Origin of the sequence: Mobilicoccus sp. (assembly GCF_032060985.1) — a bacterium.
Lineage (GTDB): Bacteria > Actinomycetota > Actinomycetes > Actinomycetales > Dermatophilaceae > Mobilicoccus.
The window spans coordinates 43,871-62,232 of sequence record NZ_DAMBGD010000021.1 but is presented as its reverse complement, the minus strand read 5'-3'; the positions used below and the strand labels follow the sequence as shown (position 1 = coordinate 62,232).

Below are 18,362 nucleotides of genomic sequence, written 5' to 3'. Positions count from 1 at the left end.
TCGATCGGACCCCCGGACTCCGGGCGCTTCTCGCCGGGCCGCCATGACGTGTGCACTCGTCGGCGCCCTCGCCCTTCCCGCGGCGACATCGGCGACGCCGTGGCCGGGAAGCTCGACGTCCTCGACGGCAGCCACCACCGAGGAGCGGATCTCGGTCACCGGCCGCGTCGTCGCCGATGTCGCCGCGGTGAGCACACCCGCCCTCCCCGCCCCGCAGGTGCCGCTCGGTCTCGGCTTCGCCCCCGATCCCCCGTCGAGCGCCGCCGGAACCGGCGGCGTCACCGCCGGGACGACCGGCACCGTCGCCGGCACCCCTCCCGGTCCGCAGCGGGTCTCGGCGTCCAGCCCCCTGCGCCTGACCACGGTGGCGGTGCGCGAGGGTGACCACGTCCGGTCCGGGCAGGAGCTCGCCCGCTTCGACGACGCCGCCTTCCGCGCGGCCGAGGTCGTCGCCGCCCGGGGGATCGACACGGCCTCGGCACAGGTCGGCGTGCTCGATCAGGCCATCGCCGACACGCGGTCGACCGAGTCCGACCTCCGCGGCAAGCGCCGCGAGGTCGTCTCCGCATCGGCGACATTGCACGCGAAGCGAACCGAACTCCTCGCGGCCCGCACCGAGGCGCAGGCCGCCCTCCGTGAGGTCGAGGCGGCCCTGCCCACGGCGCAGCGTGGCCTGCGCACCCTCGACGCGGCCCTCGACCATGCGGAGGTCGCACGACGCCGGATCGCCTCTCGCAGAGCCGCTCTCGACAACCAGATCACGGCCCTCACCGCAGTGCGGCGTCGCCTCGTGGCGGCCCGCGAGGCACTGTCGTCGACCTCGCCGAGACGCCCCGACGGCGATCCGACACCCGCCCCACCGTCGCCGGAGTCGCCGACGACCATCACCCCTTCACCGTCCGCACCCCCACCCGCGGTCCCACCGTCCGCGCCCTCGACGCCTGAGCCCTCGACGACCGGGTCCTCACCCCACGAGCCCCCCGCGAGCGACCCGTCCTCCCCCCCACCCCCACCGGTGATGCCGTCGTGGTCGGTCGTCCCCGCAGCCGCTCCGCGGACCTCCCCACCGGGCTCCCCCGACCGGGCGCGCGAGAGGCTCGCCGACCTCGACCGGCGGATCGCCCGCGTCGACGCGCAACTGCGCGCCGCCCGCCATGGCAGGGCGTCCCTCGTCGAGGCCGAGCGGGAGGTCGTGGCCAAGAGGCGGCAGGCCACCACGGCCCGAACGACCCTGCGCGCCCGGCAGGAGCGGGCCCGCGAGGGGCGGGCACGGCTCGTCTCCGGCCTCGCCCGCATGTCGGCCGGGCTCGCGCGGATCGACACCGGTATCGACACGGCCCAGGACGGCCTGAGAAGGATCGACGAGGGCCTCACCCGCGTCCAGGACGCCCGACGCCGGCTCGGCCACGCCCGTCGCCAGGCACACATCGCCGTCGAGACCGCACGCACGAACCGTGCCCAGGCGGCCGTGACCCGTGCGCGGACGGTCGTCGTGGCGCCCGTGAGCGGCAGGATCACCCGGGTCGCGCAGGTGGGTGACGTGCTCGCACCGGGCGCGACCGTGGCCACACTCGTCACCGACACCGATCGCGCCCGCCCGACGGTCCTCGCATGGGTTCCGCCCCAGGAGGTCTCGCGGACCTGCCTCGGTGCGACGGCGCAGGTCACCGCCGACTGGCTCCCCGTCCCGATCCCCGGGCGCCTCACCCGGGTCGGCCCGCGCGCGGAGTACCCGCCGACGTCGCAGGCCACCGACGAGATCCACCTGCTGCTCGCCGTCCCGGTCGAGGTGAGGCTCGACCCCCTCGGGGCCGACACGCCACTACCCCAGGGCACCCCGGTCGGCCTCGTGCTCGACACCTGTGCGAGCACCACCGCGACGTCCCCCACCCCCGTCACGTCGAGCACCGGAAGGTGAGCGCCATGCCACGTCCACCCACGAAGGTCCTGGCGCGCGCGGTCGCGCTCGTCGTCGTCCTCACCCTCGCCGTCGGCCTCTGGTCGTGGTGGCGACATCGGGACGCCGCCGAGTCCGGCCCCCTCGCACTCACCGGTTCGGTCCAGGCGACCGAGTACCAGGTCGCCCCCGCGACCGCCGGCACGGTGACCGAGGTGAACGTGGCCGAAGGCGACCGGGTCAGGGCGCGGCAGCCGTTGGTCGTCCTCGACGCCCGTGCTCTGGACCTGCAGGTGACACAGGCGCAGGAGGGCGTGCGGGCGGCGAAGGCGGCCGTGGACGCGGCCGAGGACGACGACTCCTCCGACGCCGAGGTCACCGCGGCGCAGGCGCGTCTGGCGCAGGCCCGGGCGGCCGTGGATCTGGCGAAGGTCCAGCAGGGCTACGCCACGGTGACGGCGCCCCATGCCGGGACGGTCGCGACGCTCGTCACCAACGTCGGTCAGAACGCCTCCCCGGCGCGAGTCCTCCTCACCCTCGTCGACACCTCGGATCTGTGGGTGCGGGTCTACGTCCCCGAGACCCGTCTGGGCGAGGCGAAGGTGGGCGGCCGCGCCACCGTCTCCTCCGACTCCACCCCCGACGCGCAGGCCACCGTGTCCTCGGTCGCGTCGACGGCCGAGTTCACCCCCAACACGGTCGAGACGGAGGACCAGCGCACGAAGCTCGTCTACGAGGTGCGCCTCCGGGTGACCACCCCCGCCGGCGACCTCAAGCCGGGCATGCCGGTGACGGTGACGTTCTCATGAGCACGCCTCCCGTCGTCGCGCTCGCGGCCCGGTCCCTCACCCGACGCTTCGGGGATCTCGTCGCCGTGGACGAGATCGACCTCGACGTGCGGACCGGGTCCATCTTCGGCCTCCTCGGCCCCGACGGCGCGGGCAAGACGACCCTCATCCGGATGCTCGCGACGGTGCTCGACCCGACGGACGGCGACGCCCATGTCCTCGGGCTCTCGGTCACCCACGACCGTGCGCAGGTCACACCACGGATCGGGTACATGCCGCAGCGGTTCTGCATGTACCCCGACCTCACGATCGCGGAGAACATCGACTACTTCGCGACCCTCCGCGGCGTTCGTCGCCGCGACCGTCGCACCCGATCGGCGCGTCTGCTCGAGTCGATGGGTCTCGCGGAGTTCGCCGGGATGCGCTCGGGGACGATCTCCGGCGGTATGAAGCAGAAGCTCATGCTCGCGTCGACCCTCATGCACGAACCCGACGTCCTCCTCCTCGACGAGCCGACGACCGGTGTCGATCCGGTCTCACGCCGCGAGTTCTGGCGCCTCCTCGCAGGCCTGCACCGGGAGGGCCGCACGATCCTCGTCGCGACCCCGTACATGGACGAGGCCGAGCGCTGCACCGACATCGCGTTCCTGCGCGGCGGTGCCATCACGATCCGAGGGACGCAGAGCGACGTCGCCGCCCGGGTACCGGGGGTACTCCTCGAGGTCGGCGGTGCGGCTCCCCGCGACGTGCTCGGGGCGCTGCAGGCCGCCCACGACCCACGGCTGCGCTCGGCGCACCTGCACGGTGACGTCGTCCGGGTGTTGTGGGAAGGCCCGACCGAATCATCCTCGGCATCACTTGATTCGCTTGCTGTTCATCATGATTCGGCGACACGTCTCGTCGAGGAGATCGCCGCCCACCACGGCGTTCCCGGTGTCGTCGCCCGTCGCCTCCGCGTCGACATGGAGGCCGCGTTCGCCGTCCTCGCCCAGGAGCGGGCGTGAGCACCTCCGCCTCGGTGACGCGCATCCAGGCCGTCGTCGTCAAGGAGTTCCGCCACCTGCGCCGCGACCCGCGGATGCTCGCGATCGTCCTCCTCATGCCGGTCGTCCAGCTCCTCCTGTTCGCCTACGCCGTGAGTTTCGACGTCCGTCACGTGCCCACCCTCGTCCTCGACCAGGACCGCACCGCGGCATCCCGGTCCTACGTGTCGTCCTACGTCGGCGGGGAGTTGTTCGACCTCGTCGGGCACGTCTCGTCGGCGAACGACGTCGATGCGGCGCTCGAACGCGGCGACGCGCGCGTCGCGGTCGTCGTGCCCGCCGGATTCGCCGCCGCCCTCGCCCGGGGGGAGGCCGCGCCGGTGACCGTGCTCGTCGACGGAAGCGAGACGAACACCGCGCGGATCGCCTCGACGTACGCCACCGCCCTCAACGCCCGCTACGGCGGCCGGCTCGCCGTCGACTGGGCCGAACGCCAGGGGGTCGACACCCAGGCGAACGGTGCGCTCGAACCCCGGGTGCGCGTCTGGTACAACCCCGACCTTCGCTCGACCGTGTTCCTCGTCCCGGGTCTCCTCGTCGTCGTCATGCTCGTCGTCACCGTCCAACAGACCGCGGTGACCCTCGTGCGGGAACGCGACCTCGGCACCGCCGAACAGATGCAGGTGAGCGCCCTGCGCGGGGGCGAACTCATGCTCGGCAAGCTCCTGCCGTGGACACTGCTCGCACTCCTCGACGCCGCCGTCATCACCCTCATCGGGGTCACGGTCTTCGACGTCCCACTCCGTGGAGACATCCCTCTGCTCGCGCTGGCCTGCACCATCTTCGTCTTCGCCGCGCTCGCCCTCGGTCTGCTCGTCTCGGCCGTGGCGCCCTCCCTCGAGGTCGCCAACCAGGTGGCGATGCTCCTCGCGTTCCTGCCCGGGTTCCTCCTGTCGGGCTTCGCGTTCCCCCTCGACGCGATCCCGCGCGTACTCCAGTGGGTGAGTTATGCATTCCCGGGCCGCTACATGGTGGAGATCACCCGGGGCGTCTTCCTCAAGGGCGCGGGGGTCCCCGAGCTGTGGCTCCCGCTCGCGCAGATGACCGCCTACGCCGTCGTCCTCGTGACCCTCGCCGTCGTCGCCTCCTCCAGGAGGCGGGCATGAACGCGACCCGGGTGCGTCTTCTCGCGTGGAAGGAGGTGCGGCAGCTGCGTCGGGATCCCCTGCTGCTGCGCATCCTCGTCCTCATGCCGGTGCTGCAACTCGTCCTCCTCGGCTACGTCGTCGCCGCCGACGTCACCCGCATGCCCACGGCCGTCGTCGATCTCGACCGCACGCCCCTGTCGCGGCAGCTCGGGGACGCCTTCGAGGCCTCGGACTACTTCGACGTCCGCCGGCATCCGGCTGGGGAGTCCGAACTCCGGGGGCTCATGGACTCCGGGGAGACCCGCGTCGCCGTCGTCGTCCCCGCCGGCACGCAGGCCCGGCTGGATCGCGGCGAGACCGCTCCGCTCGGCATCGTCGTCGACGGCTCGGACAGCCAGAGCGCCTCGCTCGGCGCCGGGTACGCGAGCCGGATCGTCGCGCGCTTCGAGGCCCGGCGCGTCGCGGCGCCGGCCGGCGCCGGACACCCGGGTCGACCTCCTGCCGGGGAGGGGATGCCGCACACCCCGGGCGTCCCCGGACTCGATGCGAGCGTGCGTGTGCTCTACGATCCGACCCTCTCGAGCGTCAACACGATGATCCCGGGCCTCGTCGCGTTCATCCTCATGCTCTCGCTCATGGTCCTCATGAGCCAGGCCGTCGTGAAGGAACGCGAATCCGGAACGCTGGAGCAGATGTTCGTCACCCCCATCCGCCCGGGCGAGTACCTCGTCGGCAAGGTCGCACCCTATGCCGTCATCGCCTCGGTGCAGGCGTCGCTCGTCCTCGCCGTGGGGATCCTGTGGTTCCGGGTGCCGTTCCGCGGCGAGGCTCTCGTCGTCGTCGCCGGGCTCGCGCTGTTCATGCTCACCTCCATCGGGATGGGGCTGATCGTCTCCCTGCTCTCCCGCACCCGGCAGCAGGCGCAGCAATCGGTGATGTTCCTCGCCCTGCCGATGATGCTGCTCTCGGGGTTCATCTTCCCCATCGACTCGATGCCGGCCCCGATCGTGCCGCTCACCAGGCTCATCCCGCTCCGCTACGCCCTCGAGGTCCTCCGTGGCGCGATGGTCAAGGGAGCCGGGTTCGAGGCACTCGCCATGCCTCTCGCCGCCCTGACGGTCTTCGGGGTGCTGCTCTTCGGCACGGCCGTCCTCGTCACCCGCCGTCGGCTCACGGAATGAGGGAGGCAGGCATGTTCCCCCGAATCCACCGGCGCGGCGACGCGTCTCCTGCGGTGCGACTCCGCGGGCTCACGAAACGCTTCGGGGAGTTCACGGCCGTCGACGGACTCGACCTCGACGTCGCCCGCGGGGAGATCTACGGATTCCTCGGCCCCAACGGCTGCGGCAAGACGACGACGATCCGCATGCTCACCGGTTCCCTCACCCCGACCGCCGGGACCGCGCTGGTTCTCGGGGAGGACACCACCCGCCACCCCGAGCGGATCAAACCCCGCCTCGGGTACATGTCGCAGAAGTTTTCCTTGTTCGAGGACCTGTCGGTCGAGGAGAACCTGCGCTTCTACGCGGGCGTCTACGGGCTCGGTGCCGCCGTCGCCGAATCCGTGCGCGAGACGATCGCGGTCGCGGGGCTCACCGGCCGGGAGGGCGACCTCCCCCGGACCCTCTCGACCGGAGTCCGGCAGCGACTCGCGCTCGGCGCCGCGACCATCCACCGCCCCGAGATCCTCTTCCTCGACGAACCCACCTCGGGCGTCGACCCCGTCGCGCGGCGGGAGTTCTGGGACCGCCTCTACGACCTCGCCGGCGGCGGCGTCACGCTGTTCGTCACGACCCACTACATGGAGGAGGCGAGCAACTGCACCCGGCTCGCGTTCATGTATCGAGGGCGGATCATCGCCGACGGCACCCCGTCGGAGATCCGCGCGGCGACGATGCGGAACCGGCTCCTTGAGGTCGCCGTGGTGGGGGACGCCGATTCGGCGCTCTCATGGATCGAGAGGCAGGACGAGGTCACGGAGGCCTACGCCGCAGGGGCACGGCTCCGGGTCTCGCTCGGCGAGGGCTCCCCCACCACTCCCGCGGAGTTCGCCGACCGACTCGCTGGCGCCGGATTCCCCGGCGCCGAGGTGAGACCGGTGGACCCGACGATGGAGGACGTCTTCGTCCACCTGGCCACCCACGCCGATGTCGAGGTCGATGCCGCTGCGACGGTCCACTCTGGGGTCACCGAGGTCGCGACCGAGGAAACTCACCTCTGACGGCACTCACCCTTGCCGGAACTCACCCCTGACGGATCGACGGGGCCCACCGCGAGACGCGGTGGACCCCGTCGATCCGAACGAGGCGACTAGGCGCGAGCAGCACCCGAGGCACGGTCGGTGCCGCCCTCGCGTCCCGCGTCGTCGTGCGTGCCGTGCGCGTCCTCGCCCTGACGTCCGTTCCGGCGGTTGCCGTCCACACCCTCGCGCTCGCGAGCCCGCTCGAGCGCACGACGGCGGTCCTCCTCGGACTCCTTCGCGATCTGCGCGGCCCGCTCGTCGTCCCGAGTGAGACAGGCCCCCGACTCGGGGTCGAAGACGTGCATCAGTGCGGGATCGAAGTAGAGCTGGGCGTTGTCGCCCTCGCGGATGCGGGAACGGCCGTCGAGGTTGACGACCATCTGCGTGCGCATGCCCTCGCCGTCGAGCTCTCGGTCGAGCTCGTCGAGCTTGTGCTGCACGGCGGCGTCCGCCTCGTAGGGGATGTAGGCGTACTGCTCGTTGCCGAGCCATTCGGTCTGATCGACCGGCGCCTCGAAGGACACCGCCCCCTGCGCCTGCTGGTCGCCGAGCGAGGCGTCCTTGAGGTACTCGGGGCGGATGCCGACGATGACGAGGTCCTTGCCCTCGACCTGCTTCGCGAGGTCCCCGGAGACGGGGACGTCGACGAAGGGCAGCGACAGGACGTTGCCGTTGACCCGCGCCGGCAGGAAGTTCATCGGCGGGGTGCCGATGAAGCCGGCGACGAACAGGTTGACCGGCTGTTCGTACAGCTCCCGAGGGCTCGCCACCTGCTGCAGGACGCCCTTCTTGAGCACCGCGACCCGGTCGCCCAGGGTCATCGCCTCGGTCTGGTCGTGGGTGACGTAGATCGTCGTGATGCCCATGCGGCGCTGCATCCGCGCGATCTCGGTGCGCATCTGACCGCGGAGCTTAGCGTCGAGGTTCGACAGCGGCTCGTCGAAGAGGAACGCATCGGCGTCCCGGACGATGGCGCGGCCCATGGCCACACGCTGCCGCTGACCACCGGAGAGGTTGCCCGGCTTGCGCTCGAGGTGTTCGTCGAGCTCGAGCATGGAACTGGCGTTCTGCACCTTCTGACGGATGACGTTCTCGTCGTGCTTGCCCTTCTCGAGGCGTAGCGGGAACGCGATGTTCTCGAACACCGAGAGGTGGGGGTAGAGCGCGTAGTTCTGGAACACCATGGCGAGGTTGCGGTCGCGCGGCGCGAGGTCGTTGACCTTCTTGCCGTCGATGAACATGTCACCCGAGGTGATGTCCTCGAGGCCGACGATCATGCGGAGCAGGGTGGATTTTCCACAGCCCGACGGACCGACGAAGATCATGAACTCTCCGTCCGCGATGTCGAGGCTGACGTCGTTCACCGCGGGGAAACCGTCACCGTACTTCTTGACGATGTTGTTGAGCTGAATCTGGGACATGAGGGTGGTGACTCCTTGTCGAGAGCACGCGGCCGGGCGTCAGCCCTTGACCGCACCCGAGGTGAGGCCGGACACGATGCGCTGCTGGAAGAGCAGCACGAGGATGACGACCGGGATCGTCACGATGACGGCCGCCGCGGAGATCGCCCCGAAGGGCTGCTCGAACTGCGAGGCGCCGGTGAAGAACGCGAGCGCGGCCGGCACGGTGCGCGCCCTGTCACTGGTGAGGGAGATCGCGAAGACGAAGTCGTTCCACGCCGTGAAGAACGTGATGATCGCCGTGGTGAACACGCCCGGGCTCGCGAGCGGCACGATGACCTTGCGGAAGGCCTGCCAGCTCGTCGCGCCGTCGACCTGGGCCGCCTGCTCCATCTCCCAGGGGATCTGTTGGAAGAACGCCGAGAGCGTCCAGATGGCCAACGGAAGGGTGAGGGAGAGGTAGGGGATGATGAGGCCGATCTGGGTGTCGAACAGCCCGATCTTGCTCCACACGTCGAACAGCGGGGTGACGAGGGAGATGACGGGGAAGAACGACACCGCGAGCGCGGTGACGAGGATGACCTTCTTGCCCGGGAAGTTCAGGCGGGCGATGGCGTAGGCGCAGAACGTCGCGAGGATCACCGAGATGAGCGTGGCGACCAGGCAGACGACGAGTGAGTTGATGAGGGCCGGGATGAACAGCTCGCTCGCGCCGCCGGTGAGGATGAGCTTGTAGTTGTCGAACGACATCTCCGACGGTTTCGGGAAGAAGTTGCCGAAGGTGTTGAGCTCGGGGGTCGCCTGCGCCGCCGGGCTCTTGATCGACAGGGAGAAGATCCACAGCAGCGGGATCATCGTGAAGAGGATGACGAACAGGGAGGCGATCCCCAGGAGCGTGGTCGAGGAGTTCTTCGAAGTACTGGCCATCGCGCTCAGCCCCTTCCACCGGTGAGGTCGACCTTGAACCCGCGCACGAAGATCGCGGCGATGAGGAGGACCGACAGGAACAGCAGCACCGAGATGGCCGAACCCATGCCGATCTCGACGCGGTTGATGGTCTGGTCGTAGGCGAGCAGGGAGAACGTCGTCGTCCCCTGTGCGCCCTGGGTCATGATGAACACGTTGTCGAAGATCCGGAACGCATCGAGGGTGCGGAAGAGCACGGCGACCATGATCGCGGCCTTCATGTTCGGCAGGATCACCCTGAACATGCGCTGCCAGAAGGTGGCGCCGTCGACCTTGGCGGCCTCCTCCATCGCCCCGTCGATCTGCGCGAGACCGGAGAGCAGCAGGAGCGACATGAACGGCGTCGTCTTCCAGATCTCCGAGGCGCAGATGACGAACATCGCGCTCCACCAGTGGCCGAACCAGTTGAAGTCGAGCGGGAAGGTTCCGACGGTGATCGCGTTCAGCCAGTGGTTGATGAACCCGGTGCTCACCTGGAATCCGTAGAACCACGCGAACGCGGAGACGACCGTGATGATGGAGTAGGGGATGAGCACGATCGTGCGCAGCGCCTTGCGTGGCCACACGACGCGGTTCATGAGCATCGCGAGGGCGAAACCGATGATGAGTTCGATGACGACCGTGACGACGGTGATGAACAGCGTGTTCCCCACGGCGAGCCAGAACAGGGAGTCCGACAGGATCGTCGCGTAGTTGCCGAACCCGACGAGCTTGCGCGCGGCGGGGTCGGTGAGCCGGTAGCTGAAGAAGCTGTTCCAGATGGCCTGGAGGATGGGGTAGGCCGTGACGAGCAGCATGATGACGAACGCGGGCCCGGCGAGCTTCCAGCCGAGGGCACGTTCGCCGCGAGCGCGGTCGGAGATCGCGGGCTTACCGCGTCTGTCGGTCTCCCGCGGCTGGCCCGCGGGTGCGGTGGTGGCGACGGAGCTCACAGCAGTGCCTCCCCCTTCAGGACCTTGAGGATGAAGTCGGCCGCGGCGGCCGGCGTGCCCTCGCCCACGGAGTCGGGCGGGCTGAACTGCTTGTAGAGGGCGGTGGAGATGTCGCCGTAGTACTGCGAGGACGGGCGGGCCCCACCGGCGTCCAGAGATTCGCGGATGAGCGTCGCCATGGGGAACGCCTTCTGGATCTCCGGGTCGTCGTAGACCTTCTTGCGGGCCGCGGGGTTACCGGTCCCGAGCATGTAGGCCTTCTGATTCTCCTGGCTGGTGATGCACTGGATGGCCTCCCAGGCCGCGTCCTTGTTCGTGCTCGCGGAGTTGACGCCGAGCTCGATGCCACCGAGCGGCGGGCGGGACTCCTTCCCGGCCTCCACCTGGGGGTAGCGCGCGAAGCCGATGTCGTTGAGGTCGGTGCCCTTCTCGGGGAGCGCGGACCACGTGTACGGCCAGTTGACGAGGAAGGCCCCGCCGCCGGCGAACCCGTCGAGCGCGGCGGTCTCGTCCGAGGAGCCCATGGCCGGGCCACCGAGCCCCCCGCGTGCGATGTCGCCGATGATCTGGGCGGCCTTCTTGCCCTGAGGGGTGTCGAGCCCGAGCTTCATGTCGTCGGCCGAGGCGCCCTCGTTCTGGATGATGTGGCCCCCGCCGGACTCGATGAGCGCGTTGATCCACACGGTGTAGCCCTCGTACGGCTTGGCCTGGACGCCGATCGTCGACTTGAGCTTCGTGGCCGCCTCGATGAGCTGGTCCCACGTGACCGGCTTGTCCATGTCGAGCCCGGCCTCCTTGGCCATGGACTTGCGGTACCAGAGGACCTGGGTGTTCGCCCACATCGGGGCGGCGACCATCTTGTCCTTCCACTTCGCCGATTCGACGATCGGTTTGACTGCATCCTCGGTGAGGGCGGCCTGCTTGTCCTGCGGGACCTCGGTGAGGAACCCGGCCTCGGCGAACTCGGCGACGAACACGGGGTCCATCGACATGATGTCGACGCCCTGATCGCCTGCCGCGAGACGACGCAGCAACTGCTGCCGCTGGTCGCTCGCACTGTTGGGGAGCACCTGGGTGGTGATCCGGTACTTGCCCTGCGCCGCATCGGTGCACACCTTCGCGAGGTGGGCCTGTCCCGTCTTGTTCGGGTCGTTACCGCCCGAGTCCGGGTTGATGTACCAGGTGAGGGTGCTGGAATCCTCGGAGGTGTCTTGTCCGCCACATGCGCTCAGTGCGCCCGTCGCCGCCACGCAGATCACCGCGAGGACCGCAACGGATCTGGTCCTTCGTCTGGGCACCACGACTCCTTCGTCTCGGCTGGACCACCGACGTGGGAACTCTCGAACGGGTCGCCCGGGCGTTCATCGACAGTCCACTCGTTGTCTAACACTCTTTGTCGCCGGTCGGTGCGTACAACACTCGACGAACTAGGCTGAACAGGGCCACGGGCGGCCGATTGCGCGCGCGAGGCCGATGCCGGGCCGCCCCAGCGGCAGCCGCAGTCAGACGAGAAGGAGCATGTTCGATGGCCGAGTTCGCGTATGAGGACCTTCTTCCTCTGGGCGAGGACCCCACGCCCTACCGCAAACTGAGCGATGCCGGGGTGTCCACCGTCGAGGGTCCCGACGGCGCGACGTTCCTCCTGGTCGAGCCGGAGGCTCTGCGCCTGCTCGCCGAGACCGCGATGCACGACATCGCCCACTACCTGCGTCCGGCGCACCTCGCGCAGTTGCGCAGGATCCTCGACGACCCGGAGGCCAGCGACAACGACAAGTTCGTCGCCCTCGACCTGCTCAAGAACGCGAACATCGCCGCCGGCGGTGTCCTGCCGATGTGTCAGGACACGGGCACCGCGATCATCATGGGCAAACGCGGCCAACGCGTCCTCACCGAGGGCGTCGACGAGCGGCCCCTCGCGCGTGGTGTCTACGACGCCTACACGACGCTCAACCTCCGTTACAGCCAGAACGCGCCGGTGTCGATGTTCGAGGAGAAGAACACCGGCAGCAACCTGCCCGCGCAGATCGAGTTGTACGCGGACACCCTTCCCGGGCACGAGAACACGTACAAGTTCCTTTTCATGGCCAAGGGTGGCGGCTCGGCCAACAAGAGTTATCTCTTCCAGGAGACCAAGGCGATCCTCAACGAGAAGACCCTCCCCGATTTCCTCCGGGAGAAGATCGCCTCTCTCGGCACGGCGGCCTGTCCGCCCTATCACCTCGCCGTCGTCATCGGCGGCACGAGTGCGGAATTCGCCCTCAAGACGGCGAAGTACGCGAGCGCGAAGTACCTCGATTCCCTGCCCACCCACGGCGACGCGGCCACGGGTCACGGATTCCGCGACGTGGAATGGGAGGAGAAGATCCTGCAGATCACCCGTGAGCTCGGCATCGGCGCGCAGTTCGGGGGCAAGTACTTCTGCCACGACGTCCGCGTCATCCGCCTCCCCCGCCACGGCGCCTCCCTGCCGGTGGCGATCGCGGTGTCGTGCTCGGCGGACCGTCAGTGCCTCGGCAAGATCACCCCCGAGGGCGTCTTCATCGAGCAGCTCGAGACCGAGCCCGGCTCCTACCTGCCCGACACCACGCCCGAGCACCTCGAGGGCGACGCCGTCGGCGCCGGGTCCACCGGGGCCGGAGCGGTCGTCAAGATCGACCTGCGCCGCCCCATGGACGAGATCCGTGCCGAGCTGGGCAGGTACCCGATCAAGACCCGCGTCTCCCTCGACGGGACGCTCGTCGTCGCCCGCGACATCGCCCACGCGAAGATCCGTGAGCGTCTCGCCGCCGGCGAAGGCATGCCGCAGTACCTCAAGGACCACCCGGTGTACTACGCCGGGCCGGCCAAGACGCCCGAGGGGATGGCCTCCGGCTCCTTCGGCCCCACGACGGCGGGGCGGATGGACTCCTACGTCGACGAGTTCCAGGCCGAGGGCGGCTCGATGGTGATGCTCGCCAAGGGCAACCGGAGCCGACAGGTCACCGACGCCTGCGCGAAGCACGGCGGCTTCTACCTCGGGTCGATCGGCGGCCCGGCCGCGCGCCTCGCGCAGGACTGCATCAAGAAGGTCGAAGTGCTCGAGTACCCCGAGCTCGGCATGGAGGCGGTGTGGAAGATCGAGGTCGAGGACTTCCCCGCGTTCATCGTCGTCGACGACAAGGGCAACGACTTCTTCGCCACCGTGGGCCCCAAGGCCATCCAGCAGACCATCGCGCCGCGTCCCGGTCTTCGCGCCGGGGAGACCGCCGACGGTGAGATGAAGGACGTCGATGCCGGTGCCGGCGAGACACCGGTCGGCGCCGGAGAGGACGAGGCATGAGCACCGTGGATCGGCCCAGCACCCCGGCGGAGGCCTGGGCGGAACTGCAGGCGGGCAACGAGCGCTTCGTCGTCGGCACCCTCGCGCACCCCAATCAGGGTGTCGACCGTCGCGGTGAGTTGGCCGTCGGCCAGGCACCGTTCGCGACGTTCTTCGGCTGCGGCGACTCACGGGTCGCGGCCGAGGTGATCTTCGACCAGGGCCTGGGCGACCTGTTCGTCGTCCGCACCGCCGGGCACGTCCTGAGCGAGGGGGTCCTCGGCTCGCTCGAGTTCGCCACGGAGATCCTCAAGGTCCCGCTCATCGTCGTCCTCGGGCACGACTCGTGCGGCGCGATCAAGGCGGCGATGCAGCACTACGCCGACGGCTCCATGCCGGGTGGGTACATCCGCGACATCGTCGAGCGGGTCACGCCGAGCGTCGTCGCGGCCCAGCACGCCGCGGGCCGCGACGCCACGGGCGACGAGGTGGAGGCCGAGCACGTCCGCCAGACCATCCATCTCATCGCCGAGCGGTCCCTCATCATCGCCGCGGCCATCGCCGAGGGCAGGTGCGCGATGATCGGCCTCGCGTACGACCTCGCCGTCGGCCGCGCCCGCGTCATCGAGGTCATCGGGAACGTGGAGAGCTGAGCGACGGCGGATCCGCGACGGCCGGCCCGGAGGAATCCTCCGGGCCGGCCGTCGTGATCGCGCCCGACACGCGCGTCGGTGCGTGGTGGGGCGAGCTCCGCATGGGGGCGAGGTCCACCCCCTCCGCGCGGGGCTCAGGACTTCTCAGAGCGCGAGGCGCTCCTTGACCACGGAGGCGAGACGCTCAGCGACCCCCTGCGCGCGGTCGGCGGTGTCCGCCTCGACCATCACCCGCACGAGCGGCTCGGTCCCGGACTTGCGGAGCAGCACCCGGCCGGCGCCGCTCAGCTCCGCCTGCGCGTCGCTGACCGCCTGCTGCAACTCCGCGTCGGACTCCACGCGGTTCTTGTCGACCCCCCTCACGTTGACGAGGACCTGCGGGAGCCGCGTCATGACCTGCGCGAGGTCGGCGAGGGTGCGGCCGGTCTCCACGACGCGGGCCGCGACCATGAGCGCGGTGAGGACGCCGTCACCGGTGGTCGCGTGGTCGAGCATGATGACGTGCCCGGACTGCTCACCACCGAGGTTGAAGCCCTTGGTGCGCATCTGTTCGAGGACGTAACGGTCCCCGACACCCGTCTGCGTCGTGACGACGCCTTCACGCTCCATCGCCTGCAGGAGCCCGAGGTTGCTCATCACCGTGACGACGAGAGTGTCGTCGCGAAGGCGACCGGCGTCGCGCATCGCGAGCGCGAGGATCCCCATGATCTGGTCGCCGTCGACGACGGTGCCGTCGGCGTCGACGGCGAGACACCGGTCGGCGTCGCCGTCCCACGCGAACCCCATGTCGGCGCCGCGGGCGACGACGGCCTCCTTGAGCTTGTCGAGGTGGGTGGACCCGTAACCGTCGTTGATGTTGAGGCCGTCGGGTGATCCGCCGATGACGTCGACCGTCGCCCCGGCCTGCTCGAACGCGGCGGGACCGACGACGCTCGCCGCGCCGTGGGCCGCGTCGACGACGACGTGGAGGCCGTCGAGCCGGGTGGGCACGCTGTCGCGCAGGTGCTCGAGGTAGAAGTCGCGGCCCTGCGGGAACGGGCGGATACGACCGACGGCGGCGCCCTGCGGACGGTCGGTCCAGGGCTCGTCCATGTGGGCGCTGATCTCGTCCTCGGTGGCGTCGGACAGCTTGTGCCCACCCTTGCCGAGGAACTTGATCCCGTTGTCGGGCATCGCGTTGTGGCTGGCCGAGAGCACGGCGCCCATCTCGGCCTTCATCCGTGCGGTGAGGTAGGCGATGGCGGGCGTGGGCAGCACGCCCGCGTCGAGGACGTCGACGCCCGCCGAGGCGAATCCCGCGCAGACCGCCGCGCCGAGGAACTCGCCCGACGCGCGGGTGTCGCGACCGACCACGGCGACGGCGCGTTGACCACCGAAGGCTCCCCTGTCTCCCAGGGCGCGGGCGGCGGCGACGGACAGGCTCAACGCCAGGTCGGCGGTGAGGTCCTTGTTGGCAAGTCCACGGACACCGTCGGTGCCGAACAGACGTGCTCCCATGAATGTCTCCCTCTCGTCCGTGGCTCCGGGGCGGCAGATCGCCACGGCGACGTCGGGACCACGGCCGGTGGGCCGGTCGGACGTCGCAGGGAGCCCGCTCGCGCCGGTGGCACGAGCCGATCCATCGTACCGGCGGGAGCCCTGGCCCACGGCCACGTCCCGGCGAGGTCCCGGCACGCCGGGTCCGGAGCGCACGGGGACACGACGAATGCCGCCACCTCCGAGGGAGGTGACGGCATCGACGTGCCGCACGAGAGCGGCTCTCAGCGCATGATCAGCGCTTGTGGAGCCAACCGCTGAGCACCGCGCCAGCGGGGATCAGCGCTTGTGGAGCCAACCGCTGAGCACCGCGCCAGCGGGGATCAGCGCTTGGAGTACTGAGGCGCCTTGCGGGCCTTCTTGAGACCGGCCTTCTTGCGCTCCGGGACGCGGGCGTCACGGGTGAGGAAGCCGGCCTTCTTGAGGGCGGCGCGGTTGAGCTCGGCGTCGACCTCGTTGAGGCTGCGGGCCACACCGAGGCGGACGGCGCCGGCCTGGCCGGAGGGGCCACCGCCGCCGACGCGCACGAGCACGTCGTAGGCGCCGTCGAGCTCGAGCACCTTGAGGGGCTCGTTGACGATCTGCTGGTGCACCTTGTTCGGGAAGTAGTCCTCGAGGGTGCGGCCGTTGATCTTCCACGTGCCGGTGCCGGGGACGATGCGCACGCGGGCGATGGCCTGCTTGCGACGACCGGTCGCGGAGCCCGGCGCCGAGGCGGACGGGCGGCGGACGGGCTCGTCGGTCGGCGCAGCGCTGGACTCGGAGGTGTAGCTGGACAGCGTGGGCTCGTCGTTCTCGAGCTCGGTGTCCGGAGTGTTGTCAGTCACGGTTCTCCTCGTGGCGTATCACCCAGTGATTACTGGGCGACCTGCGAGATCTCGAAGGGCTCAGGCTGCTGCGCCTGGTGCGGGTGGGTGTCGCCGGCGTAGACCTTGAGCTTGCTGAGCTGCTGACGAGCCAGCGAGTTCTTCGGAAGCATGCCGCGGATGGCCTTCTCGACGGCGCGCGTCGGGTTCTTGGCCATGAGCTCGGTGTAGGAGGTCGCCCGCAGACCACCCGGGTACCCGGAGTGGTGGTAGGCCTTCTTCTGCTGAAGCTTGGCGCCGGTGAGGGCGACCTTGTCGGCGTTGATGATGATGACGTAGTCGCCCGTGTCCACGTGGGGGGCGAACGTCGGCTTGTGCTTGCCGCGCAGCAACTGCGCAGCCTGGGAGGCCAGACGGCCGAGAACGACGTCGGTGGCGTCGATGACGTGCCACTTGCGCTCGATCTCGCCCGGCTTGGGGGTGTAGGTACGCACGGTTATCAGCCTTGCTTGCTCGGGTGTTGGACGGTCGTGCGTGCATCCGGACGCCTCGACGCCGGAGGCACCGAAGGACGATGGGGACGACACCGCGGCGGGGATCCGACCCGAGGGCCTGGATCGCGCGACAGTCGCTCGCACGACAACTCCACCAGTTTATCGAGCGACGACCCTGCCCTCCAAAACGACGAGGCAGGGCCCTTCACCTGCGGTTTCCTCGCATGGGACCCGGCAACCGCGACCTCATGCAGCGATTCTATGCAAACATTCTCTGCATGAAACGGCCAACATCCGCGCTCCACCGTCGGCGAGCCGCCGACGCCGAGTATCGGAGGACGACCGGTGCCCGACCCTGAGACCCGTCCCGGCGTCGCCCCCGAGCACCCGGTCGACCGGTCGGCCTTGCGCGTCCTCGCCCACCCGCTGCGCACTCGACTCCTCGCCGAACTCCGGGCACTGGGGTCCGCGACGGCGAGCGACCTCGCGCGCGTGCTCGGCACCAACAGTGGCGCGACGAGTTACCACCTGCGACGAATGGCGGAGGTGGGACTCGTCGCGGACGCGGGCACGATCGGCCGCCGGCGGCTGTGGGAGGTCGCGACCGAGGACCGCGCTCTCGACGTCGGCGACGACGAGGACGACGAGGCCGCTCTCGACTGGCTCGCGCGGGACTACGTCGGGCACTTCGCGCAGAAGGCCCAGGCGTGGTTGACCGACGCCCCGGAGTGGCCGTTGGGCTGGCAGGAGGCCTGCGGGCTGGAGGATCACCTCGTCCTCGTCACCGACGAGCAACTCGCCTCCCTCCGCGCCGAGATGACCGAACTGCTCGCGCGCTACCGCCGCGTCGGCGCCGGCAATCCGTCGGCCAAGCGGGTCACGTTCTACACGTGCCCGCTCCCCGTGGACCCGCCCCCGAGCCTGGGCCGGACCTGAGCCTCCCTCCTGAGGTCTGCGCGCTTCTCGCGGCTCGCGGACCGTGACGCACCCAACGGGCGCCCAGGCGCCCCGGTTCGTCACTCGACCTCGCGGGCATCGTGGGATCGACGTGACAATCTCGGCGGAGTCGACCTCCCCCGCGCCTGAACGTCTCCGGAATCAGCGCTGGTCACGGCCCCGCACCCATGGCCTCGGACCTTCGACTCCGTCGAAATTGCCACTTCCCTTTCGGGGCGGGCCCCCGTCGGCCACGCGGGTGAGGTCCGACGCCCTCCCCACT

Annotated in this window: 16 protein-coding genes; 9 read left to right on the top strand and 7 right to left on the bottom strand. The window is 69.9% G+C overall.

Annotated features, from left to right (window positions below):
- Positions 1–43 precede the first annotated feature (43 nt).
- The 6 genes from RT054_RS14880 to RT054_RS14855 are packed head-to-tail and all read left to right on the top strand — an operon-like array spanning position 44 to position 7,037.
- Complete coding sequence (locus RT054_RS14880; RefSeq protein WP_313025072.1) at positions 44–1,918, top strand: HlyD family efflux transporter periplasmic adaptor subunit; 1,875 nt, start codon at positions 44–46, stop codon at positions 1,916–1,918.
- Between the two features lie 5 nt (positions 1,919–1,923).
- On the top strand, positions 1,924–2,706 hold the full coding sequence (locus tag RT054_RS14875) for an efflux RND transporter periplasmic adaptor subunit (protein ID WP_313025070.1): 783 nt from the start codon (positions 1,924–1,926) through the stop codon (positions 2,704–2,706).
- The gene (locus RT054_RS14870; protein WP_313025068.1) at positions 2,703–3,689 is read left to right on the top strand and encodes an ABC transporter ATP-binding protein; all 987 of its coding nucleotides are present in this window, start codon (positions 2,703–2,705) and stop codon (positions 3,687–3,689) included. The genes RT054_RS14875 and RT054_RS14870 overlap by 4 nt, the downstream gene beginning before the upstream one ends.
- Entirely contained in the window at positions 3,686–4,834 is a 1,149-nt protein-coding gene (locus tag RT054_RS14865) for an ABC transporter permease (protein ID WP_313025066.1), read from the top strand. Before RT054_RS14870 ends, RT054_RS14865 begins: the two co-directional genes overlap by 4 nt.
- A complete protein-coding gene (locus RT054_RS14860; protein WP_313025064.1) occupies positions 4,831–5,997 on the top strand; it encodes an ABC transporter permease in 1,167 nt (388 codons plus the stop codon). The genes RT054_RS14865 and RT054_RS14860 overlap by 4 nt, the downstream gene beginning before the upstream one ends.
- Positions 5,998–6,008: 11 nt before the next feature.
- Entirely contained in the window at positions 6,009–7,037 is a 1,029-nt protein-coding gene (locus RT054_RS14855) for an ABC transporter ATP-binding protein (RefSeq protein ID WP_313025062.1), read from the top strand.
- Positions 7,038–7,126: 89 nt separating this feature from the next.
- Here the strand turns inward: RT054_RS14855 and RT054_RS14850 are convergent, their stop codons facing one another.
- Genes RT054_RS14850 through RT054_RS14835 form a run of 4 tightly spaced genes read right to left on the bottom strand, consistent with a single transcriptional unit; the run spans position 7,127 to position 11,654 of the window.
- Positions 7,127–8,479, bottom strand: a complete 1,353-nt coding sequence (locus RT054_RS14850; RefSeq protein WP_312718535.1) for a sn-glycerol-3-phosphate ABC transporter ATP-binding protein UgpC — start codon at positions 8,477–8,479, stop codon at positions 7,127–7,129.
- Between the two features lie 39 nt (positions 8,480–8,518).
- Positions 8,519–9,385 carry a carbohydrate ABC transporter permease gene (locus tag RT054_RS14845; RefSeq protein WP_313025057.1) on the bottom strand — a complete coding sequence of 289 codons (867 nt, stop codon included), beginning with the start codon at positions 9,383–9,385 and terminating at the stop codon, positions 8,519–8,521.
- A 5-nt stretch (positions 9,386–9,390) separates the two neighbouring features.
- Positions 9,391–10,356, bottom strand: a complete 966-nt coding sequence (locus tag RT054_RS14840) for a carbohydrate ABC transporter permease (protein ID WP_396837320.1) — start codon at positions 10,354–10,356, stop codon at positions 9,391–9,393.
- Complete coding sequence (locus RT054_RS14835) at positions 10,353–11,654, bottom strand: extracellular solute-binding protein (protein WP_312718537.1); 1,302 nt, start codon at positions 11,652–11,654, stop codon at positions 10,353–10,355. Before RT054_RS14835 ends, RT054_RS14840 begins: the two co-directional genes overlap by 4 nt.
- Before the next feature lie 227 nt (positions 11,655–11,881).
- On the opposite strand from RT054_RS14835, the gene RT054_RS14830 reads away from it, so the two are divergent.
- Both RT054_RS14830 and RT054_RS14825 read left to right on the top strand, forming a co-directional pair.
- On the top strand, positions 11,882–13,675 hold the full coding sequence (locus tag RT054_RS14830) for a fumarate hydratase (protein ID WP_313025052.1): 1,794 nt from the start codon (positions 11,882–11,884) through the stop codon (positions 13,673–13,675).
- On the top strand, positions 13,672–14,307 hold the full coding sequence (locus RT054_RS14825) for a carbonic anhydrase (RefSeq protein WP_312718541.1): 636 nt from the start codon (positions 13,672–13,674) through the stop codon (positions 14,305–14,307). Before RT054_RS14830 ends, RT054_RS14825 begins: the two co-directional genes overlap by 4 nt.
- A 144-nt stretch (positions 14,308–14,451) precedes the next feature.
- Here the strand turns inward: RT054_RS14825 and glmM are convergent, their stop codons facing one another.
- The 3 genes from glmM to rplM form a co-directional block, all read right to left on the bottom strand.
- A complete protein-coding gene (gene glmM, locus RT054_RS14820; RefSeq protein WP_313025047.1) occupies positions 14,452–15,804 on the bottom strand; it encodes a phosphoglucosamine mutase in 1,353 nt (450 codons plus the stop codon).
- 362 nt (positions 15,805–16,166) lie between these two features.
- A complete protein-coding gene (gene rpsI, locus RT054_RS14815; RefSeq protein WP_312718544.1) occupies positions 16,167–16,670 on the bottom strand; it encodes a 30S ribosomal protein S9 in 504 nt (167 codons plus the stop codon).
- A 29-nt stretch (positions 16,671–16,699) separates the two neighbouring features.
- A complete protein-coding gene (gene rplM, locus RT054_RS14810) occupies positions 16,700–17,143 on the bottom strand; it encodes a 50S ribosomal protein L13 (protein ID WP_312718546.1) in 444 nt (147 codons plus the stop codon).
- Between the two features lie 345 nt (positions 17,144–17,488).
- On the opposite strand from rplM, the gene RT054_RS14805 reads away from it, so the two are divergent.
- On the top strand, positions 17,489–18,079 hold the full coding sequence (locus RT054_RS14805; protein WP_312718548.1) for a helix-turn-helix domain-containing protein: 591 nt from the start codon (positions 17,489–17,491) through the stop codon (positions 18,077–18,079).
- Positions 18,080–18,362: the final 283 nt, after the last annotated feature.